We start from the raw sequence: 21,890 nt of genomic DNA, 5'->3' as shown, positions 1-21,890 counted from the left end.
TTTTATAACGTAGACTGTCCTACTTAGCGCTAATTTTCCATCAGTTATTTAACAATATTTAATCTGGAGTATAAATGAAAGAAATTATTAGAATAGAAGGAATGAGCTGCCAACACTGTGTAGCAGCAGTAGAGAAAAAACTCTCAGCGCTAAAATTAAAAAGTTTCAAAGTAAATATTGGATCAGCTGAGGTTGAGTTCGATGATTCTGAAATGACAAATAAAACAGTTCAGGATTCAATAGAAGATGTTGGTTATAAAGTTGTGAGTATTGAAAATATATCTTTATGAATGATTTAATTACACAAAAAAAAATAAATATCGTCAGCCTTCCGGTAGAGGGTATGACTTGTGCAAGTTGTGTTGCCAGAGTTGAAAAAACACTAAGTAAGATTGATGGAATAACAAATGTTTCGGTGAACCTGGCAACTGAAAAAGCAACTTTCGAATTCGATGAGCAGACCGTTTCGCAGGAACATATTACAAGTGCAATAGAAGATGCTGGTTACAAAATTGATTTTTCTTCTCTTCACAAAAAAGATAAGTCAACACAGGAACTAATACATATCGAATCTGATTATGATAAAGAGCTAAGAACTGATTTTATTATTGCGTTAATTTTAACTATTCCAATTTTCCTTTTAAGCATGGGAATGATGTGGGATTTGACTCGGAGCTATTTGCCATTTTCTCATGATACTAATAATAAAATTCTGTTTTTACTTAGCATTCCAATGATCTTTATTTCAGGTAGACGGTTTTTTAAGATTTTTTGGAAGAACCTATTGCATTTCACAGCTGATATGAATTCACTGGTGGCTATTGGTACAGGATCAGCATTCATTTATAGTACTGCTATAGTTCTCTTCCCTGAAATTTTCTCTGAACACTTGGTAATTCACCACGTCTATTTCGAAACAGCCGCCGTAATTATTACTCTGATTTTAATGGGAAGATGGCTCGAAAGTAAAGCAAAGTCAAAAACTAATCTGGCAATTAAAAAGCTGATAGAACTAAAACCACAAAAAGTTGTAGTCTTAAAAGATGGAGTCGAAAAAGAAATTTCAATTGAAGATTTATCTGTAGGAGATGTTGTAATTATTAAACCCGGTGGTAAAATCCCTGCAGACGGAAAAATTATGTCTGGTTATTCTGTTGTGGATGAATCAATGATTACAGGTGAATCGCTCCCGATCGAAAAAAGTGAGGGTTCAAAAGTAATTGGCGGAACAATTAATAAAACCGGAACATTCGAGTATAAGATAACTGCTATTGGTGATAATTCAGTTCTCGGCCAAATCATAAAAATGGTTGAAGAAGCTCAAGGCTCGAAAGCACCGATTCAAAAACTGGCTGATAAAATTGCAGCTGTATTCGTTCCAATGATAATTCTTACTGCGATAATTACATTCATCGGCTGGTTAATGTTCAGTTCAGAAGGATTTAACACAGCACTTATGAATTTTGTGGCTGTTCTGATAATTGCATGTCCGTGCGCACTTGGACTTGCAACTCCAACTGCAATTATCGTCGGGACAGGAAAAGGAGCCCAAAAAGGAATACTTATAAAAAATGCTGAAAGCCTGGAACTTGCACACAAAATTGATACGATAATATTTGATAAAACCGGTACCATCACAACCGGAAGGCCTGTTGTCAGTTCAATCCACACAAATGATTTAGATGAAAATGAAATTTTAAGATTAGCAGGTTCACTTGAACAAAGATCGGAACATCCTATTGCGAGTGCAATTGTACGATACGCAACAAGTAAAGGTATTGTATTGGATAGTGTCGACGATTTCACAAGTCTTACCGGTTCAGGATTGATGGGAAAAATCGACAGTAAAGAAGTGCTCATCGGTAACAAATCGCTGATGGAAAGCTATTCATTGAGTACGCAGAAACTTAGTTCTTTAATTGATGAATCAGTCAACCACAATAAGATTCAAGTTTTCATTGCTGTAAATAAAAGAGTTGAAGGATTAATTTTTTTGGAAGACGAATTGAAAAGCAATGCGAGTGAAGTTGTTAATAAATTAAAAGAGATGAAATTAAAGACGGTTTTACTCAGCGGTGATAATGATTCTGCTTCTAAAAATATTTCAGAAAAGGTTGGATTTGATCGATACAAAGCAGAATTACTTCCTGATGATAAACTTCATGTGATTACGAATCTTCAGAATGGAGGTAAAATTGTTGCAATGGTAGGCGATGGAATTAATGATGCACCCGCGCTGACAAAAAGCGATATTGGTATTGCCATAGGAACAGGAACTGACGTGGCTATTGAATCGGGCGATCTTGTTCTGATGAGTGGTGATTTGAACGGAGTTGTCAATTCTATCAAACTTTCCCGATTGACATTAAAAACGATTAAACAAAATCTTTTCTGGGCATTCATTTATAATATTATAGGAATACCACTTGCAGCATTTGGCTTGCTTAATCCAATGGTAGCCGCGCTTGCTATGTCATTCAGTTCTGTTTCTGTGGTGAGCAATTCTTTAAGACTTAAGAATAAGAAACTCTAAAAAAAATTTTAATCAATTCCGTACAGTGTGCAAAGATCAAAATAAGTTTTACCTGCAAATAGTTGTGAGAATCCTGCCGACAATTGAACCAAAAATGAATCGCCGGACGCAACACTAAAAGTATCCTGAATACTATAACTCTGCCAAATAATATCTTCAACTGTTACACTCGAAGATTGTACAATTGAACCATTTCTAACTAAAGATAGAATTGCCTTTCCATACACGTTGTTTGTAACTGCTGTGCTTTTGGACCAGAAAGTAAGTTTAAAATTATTATACTGTGTTTTTACTGGAACTGTAATTTGAGCATAAACTTCCGGAGGTTCAGTAGCTTCTAATACCAGCGAAAAATTTCCACCGCCGGAAGGAACAGCACTTGAAGAATCGCTAAGAGCAGGTAGAGTCCATCCGTCAGCAGAAAATCTTCCGTTGTTCTCAAATGAAGTATATAGCAGTGTATTCTCCTCAGTTGGTTCCGTTGGATCTTCTGTGCAGGAGACTACGATGAATGTCATGAGTAAAAGACTAAGTCCGGTGAAAAATATTTTCGTGTTCATATAAAACCTTTTTTAAGCAGTTAAAAATCGATATCAAAAACAGCATGTTATTTGAATATTATTCGTTTATAATCTATTCAGTTTCAATTAAATAAAAAAGGTCGGTTACCCGACCTGAAAATTTTTTGAATATCTTATTCCGAGGCCGGACCTCGTGCAGAAACGACTTTGCTTCTTTCAATTGCCTGGAGTGCAAAATAATTTTCTCCAAATCTTACCATATTTTCCATTTCAGTATCAAACTGGTCGAAGTGAGTTTCTTCATCAAGCACTAAATCTTCAAATATTTTTTTGGAAACAGAATCAGCATTTGCGGCACATTCATTCGCCCAGATATTATATTCCTTTGCACTTTCGTTTTCCATATCTGCAGCACATTTTAACATCTCTTTCGGATCTTTTATTTTCTTTACGCTGCCAATGATTTTCATCTCCACATCACCCTTCAAGAATAAAATTCTTTCCGAAAGGACTTCAACGTGACCCATTTCCTGGATAGCGGTTTTTTTAAATAAGCTGGCAAGCAAATCGTATCCCTGGTCATCACAATGAAAATGAAAGTACATATACTGGTGAATTGCAAGAAGTTCATCTGCGACTGCTTTATTTAACAAATCGATACTTTTGTTAATATTTTTTTTAGCCATAACATCTCCCTTTTTTTAAATATTGTTAACATAAATTTACAAAATATTACTATGGTTTTGGCAGACGTTCGAGAAATGATGAATTGCTGAGGACTGCAAATGTTTCAATTTTTCTCAAGTCTTCAATAGTTCGGCAATTCATATAGCTCATTGAACTTCTCAATCCATCTGAAATTGCGTTCACAACATTCTGCACCGCACCTTTATATGCAACCATTGTTTCCTCCCCTTCAATGAATTCGTTTTTCATTTTTACACCAAAGGAAGCTGAACCACGATATTTTTTCCAAAGTTGATCACTATATCTGATTACTTCGCCGGGTGTTTCTCTTGTACCTGCAAGCAGTCTTCCGAGCATAACTGCATCTGCACCGAGTGCAATTGCTTTCGCTACATCGCCGGCACCTTTAATTCCACCATCAGCGATGATCGCTATTTTTAATTTGTTTTCTTTTCGGGCAAAGAGAACATTCAGTATTGAAGAAACCTGCCCGATACCTATTCCTGTTTGAATACTTGTCGAACAAACACTGCCGCTTCCAATTCCCACTCTTACTCCGTCAGCTCCCGCATCAACGAGTTGTTTAAGTGAAGCACCGTGAGCAATGTTTCCAACAATCACTTTTATGCTAACATTCTTTTTAACTTGTTCAGTCTTTTTCAACACTTGACGGTTGCTGGCATTAGCAGTATCTATACAAATTATCCGCCTTCCCTCAGCAAGTTTTTTGACTGTATCGATTGGTGTATTGAGAGCGATCGATATGGCTGTAATTTTTCTGATTCCATTTTTATTCTTTAATAATTCATCGAGCGAGGAATCAAAACGATTTACAATTCCAATGCATCCGAGATTGTAAAGCTCTTTTGCCATCTCGATTCCGGTAACTGATTCCATTGGACTTGAGATTATTGGGACAGAAAGTTTTATCCCTAAAAAACTAGAAGTTGTATCAACTTCTTTTCTTGATTTTATTCCGGATATCTGAGTCGGAATAAGACTTATATCATCATAAGTTAACGATTGATGATAATCATTGAGTGTCTGTTTGCTGTATATTTTCATAAAAGTTCTTCCATTTCATTGAGGACTTTATTCATCCTGTCACTGACAGCCTGAACCGGCTCAGGAGAATTCATATCCACACCTGCCTTTGTTAGTATATTAATTGGATAATCTGAACTTCCCGCTTTAAGGAAATCAAGATATTTATTAACCGCTGATCCACCCTCTGTCTTTACTTTTTTTGCCAGCACTTCAGAGGCGGCAAATCCTGTTGCATATTGGTAAACGTAAAAGTTATAATAGAAATGAGGAATTCTCGCCCATGTGAATTTTTCTTCCTCAGTAATGAACATATCCGGGCCCCAATATTTCTGATAAATGTTCTTGTACATATCGCTAAGAATCTCTGCAGTTAATGATTCACCATTTTCAGTTCTCTGGTAAACTATCATTTCAAATTCGGCAAACATAACCTGTCTGTAAAAGGTTGCTGTGAGGTTGTTCAGATATCTCTCAAGAAGAAATAGTTTTTCTTCTCTTGAGTCTGCTATTTCAAGAAGATGATCTAGAAGAAGTGATTCATTAAATGTCGACGCAACTTCAGCCAGGAATATTGAATAATTTGCATACGGATAAGGCTGGGACTCGCCTGTATAATATGAATGCATATTATGTCCCATTTCGTGGGTTAGAGTAAAAACATCATTTAAAAGATCAGTCCAATTCAGCAGAACATAAGGATGAACTCCGAATGTCGTGCCGGAAGAGTAAGCGCCGCTTCTCTTCGATTTAGTTTCGTAAACATCTATCCACCTGTTACTAAATGCTTTGTTGAGAGATGAAAGATAATCATCTCCCATAATTTGAAGTGAGTTGCGAACTATATCTACTCCTTCCTCGTATTTATATTTTTTTTCATTTTTCGAATTAAAGATTGTAACATATACATCGAACGGACACAACTTGTCCAGACCGAGAAGTTTTCTCTTTAATGACGCCCATCGGTACATTGGCTGAAGATTTTTATTTGCAGATTCAATCAAGTTGTGATATACAGAGACAGGAATATTATTTCTGTGTAAAGCAGCTTCGAGAGCAGAATTAAAATTCCTTGCACGTGCATTAAAAATATTAGTCTTTAAATTTCCATTGAACAGAACCGAGAAAGTATTGATGTAGCTTCTGAAAGAACCAAGATATGCTTTAAACACTCTTTCTCTGTAATCTCTGTTTTTTGAATACATTGCAGAATAATATCTTCCATGAGAAAGTTCCGTCATCTCTCCATTTTCATCCTCGACCATTGGGAGCTTTAAATCAGCATTGGTAAAAATTGAAAAAGTATTATAAGGAGTTTGTGCCATCTCCGAACTCATCGCGAGGATTTTTTCTTCCTGGTTCGAAAGAGTGTGTTTTTTGGATCGGAGAAGATCTTCGATTGAGTGTTTATAAATTTTTAATTCTGTATTTGATTCAATCATCTCTAATAATTTTTTATCGGGGATTTGCAGTAGTTCCGGACGGATGTATGCACTTGCTGCACCGACTTTTGCATAGAGTGATTTTATACGATCATCCATTGAATGATATTTGCCTACTCTCATGTCGCTGTCTTTTGAAAGCATGGCATAGAGATGCAGCCTGTCGAGCTGAATGTTAATCTGCTCATCAAACTTGAAGCATGCTAATAATTTTTCCGAACTCTCTGCCAGTTTTCCTTCAAACTTTTTATACTCATCGATCTGCACAGATACAGAGTTGAAAGTCTTCTCCCAATCATCATCACTTTTATAAATATCGGTTAAATCCCACTTGTCTTTTGGATCAATAACTTCTCTCTCGGGAATTGTTTTACTTTCGGCTGTAATGGAGAATAATTTTATTTCGGACATAGTTGTGAGTTTTTAATTTAAATCAGAACAATCATGAATAAAAAAGTATTTTCGAATTGCAGCTAAAAGATAAGAAATTTTAATTTGATTTGTTTTATAAAACGCTGTGGCTACAGTGTTTTTCTGAATTCGATTTGAATTTTCCCTGTAAAATTATTTGTTCGGATATTGATTGTCGCCGGCACATAACCATCAAGCAACTCACTATGATAGGAAACATCTTCTGCTACAAAATAGCTGAACCTTTCAACCATATTAAAATCCTGCACCTCCACACTGGTATATCCGGATTCATAACCAGCCAGTTTTACATTAAACCGTGTCCTTGATGAGCTGAAGTAGAGCGGAGCGGAAATATTCATGGTGAGATTCTCTGCATTTAATAGAAATGTATAAGAACTGTTTTCCCTCAATTGAACAGGTTCATTAACTTTTTCCACAAAATTGCCGGGCTCGATTATCTCTTCCCTGCACGAATATGTAACACAGATTATGATGAGAATAAAAGCAAACTTTATCAAATCAGCTTTCCTTAAATAATCAGATAAGAAATGGATTATTTTCTGTTAGATATTATAAAATTGAAATCAAAATAACAAACCACGCATATAGTTTTTATTTTGAGATGGAGAGGTATACAGATGTGAAGCTTTAAATTTTCCATCGAATTTTTGTGTGTGTTCCTTCTGTAAACGCGGCGCTTCCTCTTCAATATATTTATAATATTTGTCGATTGAATCGGTTATGTAATTTATTACAAAAGCCGATTCTTCATTTCCCGGTTCGGGTAGTATCAGTTTTTTAATCTGCCAATCATTAAAAAATCCTGTTTTGATTACATCCTTTATATGAACTTCTTTCATCCATTTAAGCCACGAATCTTCGATTTCTTTCTTAACATTAATTGTCACACTATATGTTATCATCTTGATGCTTCCTTAAATTGATCAAGGTTTTGCCCACGATGGAAAGGTTTCAAGATCAAATAATAATCCGCCGAGAAAATAAACGCACAAACTAATTACTACAATTCCGGTTAAGTTCAGTAAGAAACCTGTTTTTGCCATCTCAATGATTTTTATTCGTCCGCCTGAAAAAATTATTGTGTTTGGTGGAGTTGCAACTGGCAGCATAAACGCCATCGAAGCAGATAAAGTTGCAGTAAACATCAGCAATAATGGATTTAGTCCAATTGCCACTGAAACAGATGCAACAATCGGAAGTATCATTTGTGTCAATGCAGTATTGGAAGTAAGCTCAGTTAAAAATGTTACAAGGGTCGCGGTAATGATAATTATAAATATGGGTGAGACTGAAGATAATCCTGTTAATTGATGCCCGAGAAATTCAGATAAACCGGTGGCGGTAAAACCTTTTGCAAGAGCAAATCCACCGCCAAACAATAGAATTACTCCCCATGGAATTTTTACAAAAGCAGCAGCATCAAGCAAGGCTCTCTTTCCGGATTTTGATGGAATTAGAAACAGAATAAATGCCATTGTGATAGAGACCGTACCGTCATTTATTAATTCAGAGTTTGGCAGCAAATTAGACCAGCCAGGAATTGTTGTAAATCCAAGAAAAATATCGCTTCTGAAAATCCAGAGGATGGCAGTTAAAACAAATATTATACTAACAGCTCTTTCTTCAAAAGATAGTTTTCCGAGCTGTTGATATTCTAATTTTATGAATTCACGCCCAAGATTAATTTTTTCATCAACTTTAAATAGAATTTTCGTTAGAAGAACACCAACTGAAATGAGCATCAGAAAAGAAATCGGCAATGCTAGTATCATCCAGTTCCCAAAAGAGATGGAGGGTGATTCAGGAAAAAGCACTTCAAGAGTTTTGACCATAACCAGATTCGGTGGTGTGCCGATTAATGTTGCAATCCCGCCTATTGAGCAGGAATATGCAATAGCTAATAATATATTTATATTGAAATTGTGAGTTCGCTCATTACCAAATTCAGCTTCAAGTTTTTGAATTACTGCCATCCCAATAGGTAAAAGCATTAATGCAGTTGCTGTATTTGAAATCCACATAGATAAGAAAGCACCGGCCGCCATAAATCCAAAAATTATTGACGAAGGACTTCCACCAAAAATCATAATTATCTTTAAAGCAATTCTCTTGTGGAGATTCCACTCTTCCATTGCGATGGCGATAAGAAATCCACCAAGAAAAAGAAAAATGATGGAGTTTATATATGAAGATGCGATTTCTTCAGTCGATAAAATTCCTGTAAGTGGGAAGAAAATAATTGGAATCAGCGAAGTTGTTGCCAGAGGAATTGCCTCAGTTATCCAGAGAACTGCCATCAGAGCTGCGATGGCAGACATTGTGTTGATCTGCGGCCGAGCAGGATCAAAATCTCCGACAATCATCAATGATATGAATGCAATTGTTCCCGCGATATAACCGAACAGTTTATGTCTTTGCATATTGTTCTAAAAGAATTAATGTCAAAATAAAAATTAATTTAACCAGAAGGAACTTTGAGAGATGACTGTTAAATACTTTTTAATTCTACGTTGCATTATTTTAAAATTGTGCCTAATTTTGTTAAAAATTTTATCAGTCATTTATCGATTAGTGAAAACAAACAAAAATACCAGCGCATATATTCGGTTTATTTATCTATTTATAGGTATTGCGTTTGTTCCCCTTCTCTTTTCTTCGTTGTTACAATGTTCTGACTCTAACAGCAAAATTGGTCAAGAACCCGCTCAGAAGAAAGTCCCGAATACATTTGGCTTTTATTCTGACTCACTTGAACAACAGACTTATTCCGTAGCAAAAAACGAAACACTTTCTGACATTTTACTAAAGCACGGTGTCTCTGCGTCCAATATAAATCAGATTGTCAACAAAGCCCAGCCATATCTTGATGTAAAGAGAATCGTTGCCGGTAATATTTATCATGCTTTTACATTTGACGATTCATCTAGTACACTTGCATATTTTGTCTACGAAAAAAATCCCAAACACTTTGTTGTTTTTAATTTGAAAGACTCCATCCAGGTTTATGAGAGCGAAAAGGAAATCATCATACGAGAAAATCAAAAATCGGCGGTAATTGATCAATCGCTTTGGGTTTCTCTGATAGATGTTGAAGCAACTCCCGAACTTGCAATAAAACTCTCTCAGATTTTTGCTTGGCAAATTGATTTCTATCATCTTCAAAAAGGAGATAACTTTAAAGTTATTTACGAAGAATTATTTATTGATGATAAATTTTTTGCTATCGGAAAAATATTAGGGGCCTGTTTTAATCATAATGGAAAAGATTTTTATGCCGTACCGTTTATGCAAGACAGCGTATCCCAATATTTTGATGAAGATGGAAACAGTTTACGAAAAGCTTTTCTCAAGGCTCCGCTGGAGTTTGGCAGAATCAGTTCTCGGTACAGCAAGAGCAGATTGCATCCAGTCCTTAAAACCAGAAGACCACATCTCGGTGTGGATTATGCAGCACCTGTCGGAACTCCGATAAGATCAACTGGAGATGGGGCAGTTGCAGAGATCGGATATAATGGCGGTGCAGGCAAGTTTATTAAAATCAGGCATAATTCTGTTTATACAACTATGTATTTACACTTATCCAGATATGCAAAGGGATTGAAAAAAGGCGCAAGAGTACAGCAAGGTCAGATAATTGGTTATGTTGGCAGCACCGGATTATCCACAGGTCCGCATCTGGATTACAGATTCTTTATTAATGGAAAAGCTGTTGATCCATTAAAAGTTGAAGTTCCACCTTCCCATCCGGTAAAAGATGAACTAAAAGTACAATATATAATTCAGAAGGACAGTGTTTTGCAAATGCTTGATAAAATCCACATTCCTGTTATTACAAATCCTGCATGATATGTTGATTTTGGTTCATTCTTATCAGAAATAATCCTTCTATTAAAATTTAACCTTCTTCTTAATTGTAAAGAGATTATATTTCACACCGTTTTTTTAATAATTCTATAAATATAAATCATCCAATTTTAGCAACACCATTTTTACAACTTAAAAAATGACAGATAAAAACACTTCCCCGGAAACAGAAAAGCAATTAAAAAAAATTTTATTCTGGAAAAAGAAAGAAAGAAAAAAACCGGAAACATTAACTGAAAAGTTTATTGAATTCTTCAGACAGTTATTCTGGGCAGCAATTGCAGCTTTCTTTATTATAACCTTTATTATTCAGAATACAAGAATCCCAACCGGCTCTATGGAAGATACAATTCTAGTTGGTGATTTTGTTCTTGTTAATAAATTTATCTATGGTGCTTCATCGCCAAAATATATTCCGTTTACAGAAATTGAACTCCCTTTTTTCCGTTTGCCTGCTTTCAAAGAACCAAAAGCTAAAGACATTGTTGTATTTGAATACCCGGGAGATCGTGATCAGCTTTTCGCTACAGAGCGCGGAGTAAACTATGTGAAAAGATGTATTGGAGTTCCGGGTGATACTGTTGAGATAAAAGATAAAGTTGTATTTGTAAATGGAAAAGAGTTTTGGAGACCGACTTTCATAAAATATTATAAAGGCAGGTACGGAAATTTTCTTAAACCGGTTCCAAAGGGAGTTGCTGAGCCGAGAATCTTTCCAAAAGGGATGCCATGGAATGAAGATAACTACGGACCTCTTTTCATCCCGCGGAAAGGATCAACAATTCCTTTGAACAAATACAACGTTGAACAATGGCGAACAATTATTGATCGTGAATATGGTAAGCGTGTTGTTGATATGAAAAATGGTGCTGTTACTATCGAAGGAAATCCTGTTTCATCGTATACGTTTAAAAAAGATTATTATTTCATGATGGGCGATAATAGGGACGATAGCCTTGACAGCAGATTCTGGGGATTGGTTCCGAGAGATATGGTTGTTGGCGAAGCTTTCATCACTCTTTTTTCCTGGGATAGAGATATTCCTTTTTCACAGTTATTTAAACTTCTCGGATCTATCCGGACCGATAGAATTTTATTACTTCTGCACTAATATAAAAAAGGCTGCCTCCTCTAAGGCAGCCTCTCTCTTAAAGTAATCAAGATTAGAATGCAGCGCTGAATCCAACGTTAAAGGAAGTTGGCATACCAGGATAGATTTCCGCATCATCAGCTTTGTGATTCTTCCCATCCACAGACCAAGCATTGAATTCACTGTTATCAATTGCATCCTGTACATACAACTCATTGGTCAAGTTAAATACGTGAGCAAAAAGAGTCACATCCAAACCGAGTACTTGGCTGGGTAAGCCATATGCAAAATGCAACTCAAGCAGGTTATAAGTAGGTATTTGCCAAGTTTGTTCTCTATCGTCCGGGTTGCTTCTGCTGACAGGATCGAACTGAGAATAATAATTACTATAAGATCTCCAGAGTAATTGGGCTTGCATACCCTGAACAGGGAAAATAGTAATCGAAGCCGCAAGTTGAGTCTGCGGGGCATCACCAATTTTCAAGTCTTTGATGTAAGCGTTTTGTTCAACTGTGGAATCAGGAAAATCATTAAAAATATATACTCCATTTACATCATCTGTGTACTCCCAAATGCCATAACTAAAAGCAGCATCGAGCCTAAAAAATCTAACCGGCTGCCAGGCACCTTGTAATTCAACACCCATATGCCGAGAGCTGACATCAAAAAGTCTTACTAAATCATCAGTCCCTGAGGGATTTCTATTATCAACCCTATCAGACCAATCTGTAAAGTATAAATTTCCATTTAATGTCAATTCCTTCTGCAGAAAATTAGTATTAGCACCTAGTTCGAATGATATAAATATTTCATTCTTGGGATCTTCAATTAATGTAGAGTTCCAATCGCTAATAACGCCATCAAATACAGGTACTTTTGAGACGTAACCGCCATTTACATATAATTGAACGTTATCTGATGTTCTAAAGCTTGCTCCACCTTTGAACTGATATCCACTTAACCAGTCAGGATCCAAAGTTAATTCGCCACCGGAATCATCCATTCTGAAATGATCAACGTAATCATATTTTATCATTGTATAACCAGCAGTACCATATACGGTATAAATATCCTTTGTCCACTCTGCTTGAATATAACCTCCAAGCCAACTAACAGTATTGGTATTGTCATAATCAATGCGATCACTTAATTTCTTAAAGTATTGAGTGCCACTTTCGAATTCATTTCCATTATAATGATAAAAATCGTTTCCTAATAAATCGCGTACCTCTCTATAATGATCTATGACGGCTCTTCGTACATCTATACCAAAAGATGTATTTAAAGTATTACTCGCCTTCCAGTAAGCTTTTGATATTGCACCCAGAGTCCACTGATTGTTCACACTGTTTCTCAGAATACCACTACGATTATAGTTTGGATCGTTTCTTCTATCAGTTGTAATTGCATAAAAAGATGAATCACCAGTGCCATAAGGATCGTCGAAAACAATGCTGTTCATATTTTCTTCAATTGTCGAATTCCAATCAACAACTCTCTGTAACAAACTTGTATTATAATTTAAGCTACCAAATGTTCCCGATCCACCGCCCTGTCCACCAGAATAATATACGGTTGAATACAAGCTGAAAACATCAGAAAATTGAGAGTACCAGTTCAGGTTAACCAAGGGTTTATGAAAATAGTTTACACTTTCATTTATCGAACTCGCGTCATAGCGTTGATTGATATCATTGTTCCAGTATGATCTTTGCCACTGCAAGCCATCATAAGCTGTACTAACACCAGCCCAGTTTGAATTATAAAGCAGACCTTGCTCTCTTAATCTTGGATCATTTAATGCTTCATCTGGAAAACCCAAATCGCTCGCCAGCTCATGACTAAAAGTCGCCGCGTTTAATGACCAACGTCTTTGTCCATGCTGCTGTGGTGCACCCATAGCATATAGTTCTAATCTGTTATCAGTGTTAACTTGATAAGCCATACCAAGATAATATGCCCAAGCATCCGTCCAAACTTTATCTGCATGTCCATCACCCACTTTTCGGACTCCACCAAAACTCATTGCAAACTTACCATCAACTAATCCTGTATGCCCAAATAATGTTTGCTTACTAAATCCACCGGTACCTATTTCACTTTGAAAGAATGCACCAGCTTTATGTTGAGTTGGATCAGTTATAATGTTCATACTGTACACCAATGGACGGAGTTGCAAGGTTGACAGCACTCAAACCCCGTTGCATTTCAATAGAAGATGTAGCATCACCCAAACCATCCCAATTAGACCAATATACCCAACCATTTTCCATATCGTTGATTGGAATACCATTAATCATTATTCCAATATTTCTTTGATTAAATCCACGAACATTAATTCTGGCGTCTCCTGCTCCACCACCCAAATCTGTAGCAAAAACAGAAGGAGTTGTATTCATAACTAAAGGAATATCACGAGAACCCAGATTAAATTTCATTTGCTCTTTACTGATATTTGTATAGGCGACAGGTGTTTCTCTTTCTCTGACCCTATCGGATAATACAGTTACACTAAGGGTGAACTGATATTCTTTCAGACTAAAATTCATGGTCATATCACCCATAAGATTGATATCCTGTTCAACCTTATCATAGCCGATATAGCTACAGGTGATTGTATATTTTCCAGGTTTTGCTACAATAGAATAATTTCCTTGTGCATCCGATGCAGCACCCCAGGACGTTCCCTGTAAAAAGATATTTGCTCCAATCAGAGGTTCTCCGTTCATTCCATCTGTAACTTTACCGCTTATGGTATATGTTTGAGCAAAAGCTAAAGATGAGAACAGGAGAAAGTTTGTTACGATGAAGGTAAAGAATTTACTCATACATCTTCTCCTATATTAATTTGTGAATGTGATTTATGGTTAGTTAAGAAATGAAATTGTATCAAATATAAGCCCTCAACATTTTCTTCCCACCCCGGATGAAAAAGTTTTAATTTACACCAACAAATATTTGGTATATTCCTGATGAATTCAAGTTTTTTCTGAAAATTAATATTTACTTAATACGTCATTTTGTTGTTTTTTTTATTTTATTAAGATTAATTTGAACTAAAAGAGGGAAATTTGCTGTTTATCAATCAATATTAAAAAGTGAAATATGAACCTGTTAGATATAAATTACGAAAAATTTAACCTTGCGAACGGACTTGAAGTGATCCTGAATCAAAATACTTCGATTCCATTTGCTTCGGTGAACTTGTGGTACAAAGTTGGCTCTGCAAATGAAGTCCCTGGCAAGACAGGACTTGCTCATCTCTTTGAGCATATGATGTTTCAAGGTTCGCAAAATGTTGCAAAAGAAATGCATTTCAAGTATATACAGGAAGCTGGCGGCAATCTGAATGCTTCAACCAGTTTTGACAGAACGAACTACTTCGAAAAACTTCCTGCTAATGAACTGGAACTTGCACTCTGGCTTGAATCAGACAGAATGGGATTTTTTCTTAACGCTCTTGACCAGGTAAAACTCGACAATCAGAAAAGTGTAGTTTTAAATGAAAGATTGGAAAGGTACGACAACCAACCATATGGTTTGGCCTGGGAAAAACTTATTTCAAATATTTATTCTGATGGTCATCCTTACAGTTGGCCGACAATCGGATATTCTGATGATATAAAGGGATATACAATTGAAGATGTGAGAAACTTTTTTAGAAAGTACTATTCTCCTTCCAATGCAACTTTGGTAATTGCAGGCAACTTCGATATTCAACAAACAAAAATATTAATCGAAAAATATTTTGCCGACATTCGGTCTAACGGTCAGCCGGGCATTCTTACAAAAACGTCTTCTCTGATCAATGAAAATAAGTTTATTGTTTACGAAGATAAAGTAAATCTTGAAAGAATATACATTGCATGGAATTCGGTGAAAGCTTTCGAACAAGATGACGCAAAACTGGATATCCTTTCAGATATACTGACCGGTTCTAAAAATGCCAGACTTACACGTAAACTTATTTATGAATTGGAGATAGCGCAGGATGTTAATTCCATGCAATTTTCAGGTAAATATGGAGGGCATTTTATGGTAGTTGCAACTGCCAAACCGGGCAGGTCTCTTGATGAAATTAAAAAAATTATTTTCGATGAAATCAACTCGATCACTGGAGGAACAATCAGTGAACAGGAACTTAAAAGATCAAAAAATGTTATCACATCAAATTTTATTTATTCACTTCAGAATATTGATACAGTCGCAGACTTGCTGAATCTTTATAACTTCTACCTTGCTGAACCGAATTCTTTCAATTTTGATTTGAACAGATACTTAGAAACAGAATTGCAGGATGTGACAATTGCTACTGAAAAATATTTAAAGAATAATTTTGTTGAGCTTCGCATAATTCCAGGAAATAAAAATGCAAATTGACAGAACTAAAAGACCCATAAGCTCTGGTAATATTGATTTCAAGCTTCCGAAGATCCACACTCAAAGACTAGATAATGGTTTGGATATTTACTCTGTTGAAAAAAATGAGCTGCCGATTATCCGGTTAAATTTGATTGTGAACAGCGGCAGTCGTTATGACCCGCTGCACTTGCAAGGATTAAATAATCTTCTGGCGATGTGCGTCGATGAAGGTGCTGGTGAATTGAACTCACTCCAGCTTGCTGATGAATTTGAAATGCTTGGAGCACAATTTTCAGTTTCTACAGATGCTGATGTGATTTTAATGTCACTTCAGGTGTTAACTGAAAATTTCAATAGAGCTCTGAAACTGTTTGCGGATGTTCTGACAAAACCACAACTCAATGAAGCAGATTTTAGGCGTGAGCAGAATAAGGTTCTCGTAAAGCTCAAGCAATTAAATGCCGAGCCAGATTATTTGGCGGATACAGCTTTTGAATATTTTCTTTTTAGTAATTCTTCACCATATGCTTTTCCAACGCTCGGTATTGATAAAACTTTGAATAAAATTAATATTGAAACTGTGAGAAATAGCTACTTCAATAATTTCATCCCATTGAATTCAAAACTTGTGGTTGTAGGTGACATTGATTCAAATAGCCTTCAATCACAAATAAATTCAGCAGTCACTGAATGGATTTCTAAATCCACAATGAAAGAGCAGGTGTTTGAATTTAAAAATTCAAGCAGCCGGCTTTTTATAATTGATAAAGCAGATTCGGTACAAACGGAAATCAGGATGGGGCATTTGACAACTAAAAGAAATCCTGACGATTATTTTCAAAAGCAGATTTTCAATCTTGTTTTCGGCGGTCAGTTTTCAAGCAGATTAAATCTTAATCTCAGAGAAAAGAACGGCTACACATATGGAATCCATTCAAGATTCAATTACTGGAAGGATGCAGGTTACTTTGGTATTTCAACATCAGTTGATACTGATTTGACACATCCAGCACTTAAAGAAATATTTTACGAAGTTGATAAAATAATTGATGGTATCACAGCTGATGAGTTAGAGTTTGCCAAATCATCGATGATTAAACGATTCCCTTCAAACTTTGAAACTTACCGCCAGGTTTCAGGAAATATTATCAGTAAAATCATGCATAATCTGCCAGATGATTATTTTGAAAGTTATGTTGATAGAGTTAATTCAGTGACCCTGGAAGAAGTAAATAAAATCGCAAAGAAATCAATCCGATCTGATGAATTAGTAACAGTTTTAGCTGGAGATTCAAATAAAATTTTGAATCAACTAAAAGGAGATAAATTTGGTGAGATTAAAGTAGTTGAATATGAAAAAATATTTGAGGTTTGAACTCAATTTAATTTTGCAGAATTAAGCTGCTCGCAATAAAACGATAACCTTGTTTTTTGAATTTCTTTATATCCGGCACAATTGAAAAATAAGAGTCTTCATTCATCAGGAATATTACTGAAGCACCTGGATTCATTGATTCAATTTCTCTATTAAATCCTTCGATCATTGTTTCATCGTTATTCAGATTCACAAAATCAGAAATAGTGAATAGTCTAATTTTTCTTTTCAGTAATTCTTTTTCAAATACTTCAAAGTTTGATGATTTATAAAAAGAAGAATTGTCATCAACTATAAAACAAACTGCCTTTTGAAAATCAGTGACTAAAGTTTTGATCACTGTCGTTATTCTTACTTCGGAATGAGATGGATCAAGTTCGTACTTTTGTTCCGCCAAATCATCATCAATCAGTACCGAAAACTGCTGACCATAATTTTGAATTTTCCCAAGCTGATTAAGCACACTGCTGGATGGTCGTAAAAGAAAATTTATTTTTTCTGATGATTCTAATAATTGTATTGACGAAGGATCACTTAGCTCAACATCTTTTATTAGGAATGAAACATACCCCTTATTGCGATAATAAGTTTTTGAATAGTCGAACTCGCAGTTCAGTAAAACATCTTTTCCATTTTGTAAAGAAACAATTGTTTTTCCGTTCTTGACTTTCTCTATTGAATTAATTTTCAGGCTGTCTATTACAAATGTCTGATAAATTTCTGAAAGAATCTCCGGAATTGTTAAATCTTTCGGCACTTGAATTTTATAACTTGAGATTTCCATTCCTGAAGATTTATCTACAACTCTTTTTTCCTTGATTAGTTTTTGCTCAATACTGAAATCATGAAGAATAGTACTGAACTTTTGACGAATTTCGTTTTCACTTATCAAATCGTTCGGACTTGATGATTCACTAATATTTTGCAATAATATTTTTACAGCAACTAATAGTATTGCCAGAGAAAGCAATGAAATGAGTAGTTTTCTTCTGAAGTCAAATGAAGTCATATTGGAAAATTAATTGATCAGCGGTTTTTAAAATCAGGTTTCCTTTTTTGAAGAAACGCTGAAGTTCCCTCTTTAAAGTCTTCGGTTCCGCAAGTCAAAGCAAATAAACTTGCTTCATAACTCAAACCTTCCGATAAAGACATATTATCTGTTGCTTTTACTGCTTTGAGTGCAAACCGAATTGCCTGCTGTCCTTTGGAAGCAATTTTATCTGCGAGTTCTAAAGTTTTACTTAATAGATCAGCTTGAGGATAAACTTTGTTAACCAGACCTATTCTGAGAGCTTCATCAGAAGTAATCATATCTCCGGTCAAAATCATTTCAAGTGCTCTCGCTGAATTAACAATGCGTGCAAGTCTTTGTGTACCACCATAACCCGGAATGATTCCGAGATTGACTTCCGGTTGACCGAATTTAGCATTTTCACTTGCAATTCTGATATGGCAAGCTGATGCTAATTCACATCCACCGCCCAAAGCAAATCCATTAACCGCTGCTATAACAGGTTTATCGAGCGTTTCAATTGTTCTGAATACTCTGTTACCTTTCTCAGAAAATTCTTTTGCAGAAATTACGTCAAGATTATTTAACTCAGCGATATCTGCTCCGGCAACAAATGCTTTCTCACCGCTTCCGGTTATTACTACAGTAAAAATTTCAGGATTATTTTTAATAGAATTGATTACATCTTCAATTTCATTAATAGTTTGATTATTCAATGCATTAAGTTTATCGGGACGATTTATTGTTACTAACCCTGTATGATTCTTAATTTCAAATAAAATGTTTTGATAATTCATTTATTAACCTCATAAGTTTACAATTAATGGAAGTCTGACATTCAGATTAAAAGATATGTACTGGTTTGAGTTGTAGTAATTATAATTAGCCATGATTTCAAGCATGAACATTGATACGCCGGCACCGATTGTTCCACCGAATTTCCATAGATTTTCCCTGAAGTTTGTTCTACCCGCATCAGCTTTAAATTCATTCAGAACATTGAAGTAAGTGTAGGAGACTGAACCTTCAACAATTGGCATTAAAAGAATAATGCTCTCAACCATCGGGCTAAAATAATATCTTACTCCGAGGGATATCGGAACTATTGTCGTGGAATAATTTGAGTAATCAGTCTGCTGATAAAAATCCTGCGAGCCCGGAAATTGCTCATACCCGAGTCTGGCAAAGATGAAGAATGGTAAATAATCACTGTCTGTATAAGATGCTTCGACATTCAAACCATAACCAAGGTCGGTTGAGTTTGCGAAATCTGAAATAGGAAGTCTTGCTCCAACACCTACTGCCATAAAAACACCAACAGCTTTACTTGCGGGTGGTTTTTCCGCGAACATTGTTGTGTGAAGAAATACCAATAAAACTAAAATGTATTTTGCTAATTTCATGATCAATACATCTCAAACTTAATTAATTTGAATCACTCTTAATTATAACTTCTGTTCCTACACCAAATTTTTTCACAAGATCGCCTCCGTAATTTCCGGTTTGATAAACCAGGAAGATTAACACTAATGCAAAAAGTACGAACAGGTATTTCGCCGGACCTGCCATTTTTTTCTTTATAACTAAAACTATTCTTAAGGCACAAACTAACAACGCAAACCATAGAAGGTAAGTTGCATGAGTTTGGTGTTCATTTAACAAAGCACTGCTTTCGTCACTCCAAAAAGTAAACTCAGTTGCAGCCTGATTACCCGTAAGTACGGCAAAGAAAGAAGTCACGACACCGATGCACAGAATTAATAAAGCTGACTTAATAAGAAATTCTTTTTTCAACAAAATCCCAACGATTTCCAGAAAAGCATAAGTTGTAAATAATGCAATCGGAAAGTGAACAACTTTTGGATGAATCTCTGCTAAAAAATTAGTTTCCATTAAAACACTAAATCCTTTTCAAGATTAGCCACATAAAACTGATCCACCGTTTACGTTAAGAATTTCTCCGGTTATATGTGAAGCCAGCTCAGATGCAAGAAATAGAACTGGTCCAGCAATTTCTTCAGGTTTTGCGATTTTATTCAACGGAATATCACCTAAAACTTTTTTGTATGTAGCTTCATCATCAAGTGAATCAGTGGTCATATCTGTAATTACCCATCCGGGTGCTACACAATTAACTGTAATGTTGTGCTTTCCTAATTCTGAAGCGAGTGATTTGGTTAATGAAATCATCCCACCTTTTGATGCAGCATAATGCGAATGAAATGCTTCTCCCCTTTGTCCGGCAGTTGACGCTATATTTATTATTCGTCCATAATTATTTTTTTTCATCCACGGAACAACAAATTTCGTTAACAGATATGTGCTCGTAAGATTTATATTCATTGTCTCATTCCACTGTTCAAGAGTCATTTCATCGATTGCAGCTTCCTTCCAGATTCCGCCATTATTCACCAGTATGTCGATATTCCCAAAATCATCTAGTATTGCTGTCAGTGATTTCTCAATCGAAGCAGGTTCATTAAGATTCATTTTATAATATTTAAGTTTTGAAGAACCGGTAAAACTCTCGGATATCTTTTTAGCCTGATCTTCTGCCAACTGAAATGTGAACGCAACATTTGCACCTGCATTCAGGAATAATTCGACACATGCTTTACCAATTCCACGGGAGCCACCCGTTACAAGCACATTTTTATTTTTTAGAGATATCATTTTTAATTTGAATATTTTACTTTAAATAAGAATAAACCTTTTGCAGGAACAGCATCAGCTGCAAAGCTTCTGTCCTTTTGACCAAAAATATTTTTCAAGTATTCAATTCCATTTTCTGATACATATGCTTTTATCAACGATCCGACAATAGCACGAACCATCCCGTATAAAAATCTGTCAGCTTCAATGTAAAAAATAAGTAAGTTTTTTTGTCTTCTCCACCGAGCTTCAAAAACCTCACAGATTTTATTTTTAACATCGGGATTATTTTTACTGAATGATGAGAAATCTTTTTCTCCAATAAAAACGGAAGAGAGCTCATTTAGCATTTCTGTTTTCATTTCTGAAAAGTATGTATACGCAAACCTATCAAAGAATGGTGATTTCTGCCCTGAAATCAGATAAATGTAGGATCTTTTCTTCGCACCGAATCTCGAGTGAAAATCCTCGTCGACCGGTTCAATGTTACTTATTGAAATATCGCGAGGTAAAACAGAATTTAATGAGTAAAGGAATTTCTGAAGGTCTAATTCTTTGTCGGACATAAAATTTGCTACCTGCCCAATAGCGTGAACACCAGAATCAGTTCGACCTGCGCCAACCAAGCTTATTTCTTCTTGTAATATTTGCTTGATTGAGTTGCTAATTACCTCCTGGATAGTAAGTGCATTCTGCTGAATTTGCCAGCCGGCATACACCGTTCCCTCATATTGAATAGTCATTTTATAGTTAAACATTGGCACAAAATTAGTGATTTTATCATACTTCTCTTAGCGATCTGAGGCTGGCACCGGGGAAGATAAAAGTTTATGATGGAATATTCAGAATTATATATCAATTTTTTGCCTCTTA

At 35.6% G+C, this 21,890-nt stretch carries 20 protein-coding genes and 1 pseudogene; 7 read left to right on the top strand and 14 right to left on the bottom strand.

Going from position 1 to position 21,890, the window contains the following annotated elements; all coding sequences use genetic code 11:
• Positions 1-74 precede the first annotated feature (74 nt).
• Positions 75-290 (top strand): heavy-metal-associated domain-containing protein, encoded by a 216-nt coding sequence (locus IPM14_06520; GenBank protein MBK9097776.1) that lies wholly within the window; start codon positions 75-77, stop codon positions 288-290.
• Positions 287-2,533: a copper-translocating P-type ATPase gene (locus IPM14_06515; protein MBK9097775.1), complete on the top strand. Its 2,247-nt coding sequence runs from the start codon at positions 287-289 to the stop codon at positions 2,531-2,533. Before IPM14_06520 ends, IPM14_06515 begins: the two co-directional genes overlap by 4 nt.
• An 8-nt stretch (positions 2,534-2,541) precedes the next feature.
• Here IPM14_06515 and IPM14_06510 read toward each other — a convergent pair whose 3' ends face one another.
• From IPM14_06510 to IPM14_06480, 7 genes are all read right to left on the bottom strand, one after another.
• Positions 2,542-3,093, bottom strand: coding sequence for a hypothetical protein (locus IPM14_06510; protein MBK9097774.1), 552 nt, complete (start codon positions 3,091-3,093; stop codon positions 2,542-2,544).
• A gap of 134 nt (positions 3,094-3,227) precedes the next feature.
• Positions 3,228-3,740, bottom strand: a complete 513-nt coding sequence (locus IPM14_06505; protein MBK9097773.1) for a bacterioferritin — start codon at positions 3,738-3,740, stop codon at positions 3,228-3,230.
• Between the two features lie 49 nt (positions 3,741-3,789).
• Complete coding sequence (locus tag IPM14_06500; protein ID MBK9097772.1) at positions 3,790-4,806, bottom strand: guanosine monophosphate reductase; 1,017 nt, start codon at positions 4,804-4,806, stop codon at positions 3,790-3,792.
• Positions 4,803-6,638, bottom strand: coding sequence for an oligoendopeptidase F (gene pepF, locus IPM14_06495; protein MBK9097771.1), 1,836 nt, complete (start codon positions 6,636-6,638; stop codon positions 4,803-4,805). Before pepF ends, IPM14_06500 begins: the two co-directional genes overlap by 4 nt.
• Before the next feature lie 110 nt (positions 6,639-6,748).
• Positions 6,749-7,159, bottom strand: a complete 411-nt coding sequence (locus IPM14_06490; protein ID MBK9097770.1) for a hypothetical protein — start codon at positions 7,157-7,159, stop codon at positions 6,749-6,751.
• A gap of 66 nt (positions 7,160-7,225) precedes the next feature.
• Positions 7,226-7,564, bottom strand: a complete 339-nt coding sequence (locus IPM14_06485; GenBank protein ID MBK9097769.1) for a DUF4286 family protein — start codon at positions 7,562-7,564, stop codon at positions 7,226-7,228.
• 21 nt (positions 7,565-7,585) lie between these two features.
• On the bottom strand, positions 7,586-9,082 hold the full coding sequence (locus IPM14_06480) for an SLC13/DASS family transporter (GenBank protein MBK9097768.1): 1,497 nt from the start codon (positions 9,080-9,082) through the stop codon (positions 7,586-7,588).
• Between the two features lie 151 nt (positions 9,083-9,233).
• Between IPM14_06480 and IPM14_06475 the strand changes: the two genes are divergently transcribed.
• Both IPM14_06475 and lepB read left to right on the top strand, forming a co-directional pair.
• Positions 9,234-10,508, top strand: coding sequence for a peptidoglycan DD-metalloendopeptidase family protein (locus tag IPM14_06475; GenBank protein ID MBK9097767.1), 1,275 nt, complete (start codon positions 9,234-9,236; stop codon positions 10,506-10,508).
• A gap of 157 nt (positions 10,509-10,665) precedes the next feature.
• On the top strand, positions 10,666-11,637 hold the full coding sequence (gene lepB, locus IPM14_06470; GenBank protein ID MBK9097766.1) for a signal peptidase I: 972 nt from the start codon (positions 10,666-10,668) through the stop codon (positions 11,635-11,637).
• A gap of 52 nt (positions 11,638-11,689) precedes the next feature.
• Here the strand turns inward: lepB and IPM14_06465 are convergent, their stop codons facing one another.
• Together IPM14_06465 and IPM14_06460 are read right to left on the bottom strand one after the other, a co-directional pair.
• On the bottom strand, positions 11,690-13,768 hold the full coding sequence (locus IPM14_06465) for a TonB-dependent receptor (protein MBK9097765.1): 2,079 nt from the start codon (positions 13,766-13,768) through the stop codon (positions 11,690-11,692).
• Positions 13,752-14,444 carry a TonB-dependent receptor gene (locus IPM14_06460; protein ID MBK9097764.1) on the bottom strand — a complete coding sequence of 231 codons (693 nt, stop codon included), beginning with the start codon at positions 14,442-14,444 and terminating at the stop codon, positions 13,752-13,754. Before IPM14_06460 ends, IPM14_06465 begins: the two co-directional genes overlap by 17 nt.
• Positions 14,445-14,721: 277 nt before the next feature.
• On the opposite strand from IPM14_06460, the gene IPM14_06455 reads away from it, so the two are divergent.
• Positions 14,722-15,996, top strand: coding sequence for an insulinase family protein (locus IPM14_06455; GenBank protein MBK9097763.1), 1,275 nt, complete (start codon positions 14,722-14,724; stop codon positions 15,994-15,996).
• On the top strand, positions 15,986-17,353 hold the full coding sequence (locus tag IPM14_06450) for an insulinase family protein (protein MBK9097762.1): 1,368 nt from the start codon (positions 15,986-15,988) through the stop codon (positions 17,351-17,353). Before IPM14_06455 ends, IPM14_06450 begins: the two co-directional genes overlap by 11 nt.
• Before the next feature lie 7 nt (positions 17,354-17,360).
• Here the strand turns inward: IPM14_06450 and IPM14_06445 are convergent, their stop codons facing one another.
• Positions 17,361-18,362: a hypothetical protein gene (locus IPM14_06445; protein MBK9097761.1), complete on the bottom strand. Its 1,002-nt coding sequence runs from the start codon at positions 18,360-18,362 to the stop codon at positions 17,361-17,363.
• Positions 18,363-18,379: 17 nt separating this feature from the next.
• Positions 18,380-19,162: an enoyl-CoA hydratase/isomerase family protein gene (locus IPM14_06440; GenBank protein ID MBK9097760.1), complete on the bottom strand. Its 783-nt coding sequence runs from the start codon at positions 19,160-19,162 to the stop codon at positions 18,380-18,382.
• A gap of 483 nt (positions 19,163-19,645) precedes the next feature.
• Here IPM14_06440 and IPM14_06435 point away from each other — a divergent pair.
• Positions 19,646-19,741 (top strand): annotated as a pseudogene (locus tag IPM14_06435) (hypothetical protein).
• Positions 19,742-19,790: 49 nt separating this feature from the next.
• Here IPM14_06435 and IPM14_06430 read toward each other — a convergent pair.
• Genes IPM14_06430 through truA form a run of 3 tightly spaced genes read right to left on the bottom strand, consistent with a single transcriptional unit; the run spans position 19,791 to position 21,775 of the window.
• The gene (locus IPM14_06430) at positions 19,791-20,258 is read right to left on the bottom strand and encodes a DUF2231 domain-containing protein (GenBank protein ID MBK9097759.1); all 468 of its coding nucleotides are present in this window, start codon (positions 20,256-20,258) and stop codon (positions 19,791-19,793) included.
• 24 nt (positions 20,259-20,282) lie between these two features.
• Positions 20,283-21,038 carry a 3-oxoacyl-ACP reductase FabG gene (locus IPM14_06425; GenBank protein ID MBK9097758.1) on the bottom strand — a complete coding sequence of 252 codons (756 nt, stop codon included), beginning with the start codon at positions 21,036-21,038 and terminating at the stop codon, positions 20,283-20,285.
• Between the two features lie 2 nt (positions 21,039-21,040).
• Complete coding sequence (gene truA, locus IPM14_06420; protein ID MBK9097757.1) at positions 21,041-21,775, bottom strand: tRNA pseudouridine(38-40) synthase TruA; 735 nt, start codon at positions 21,773-21,775, stop codon at positions 21,041-21,043.
• Positions 21,776-21,890: the final 115 nt, after the last annotated feature.

The organism is bacterium (assembly GCA_016716565.1).
GTDB lineage: Bacteria > Bacteroidota > Ignavibacteria > Ignavibacteriales > Ignavibacteriaceae > IGN2.
Note: the sequence above shows the minus strand (reverse complement) of the source record. Positions and strands in the feature narration are given on the sequence as shown.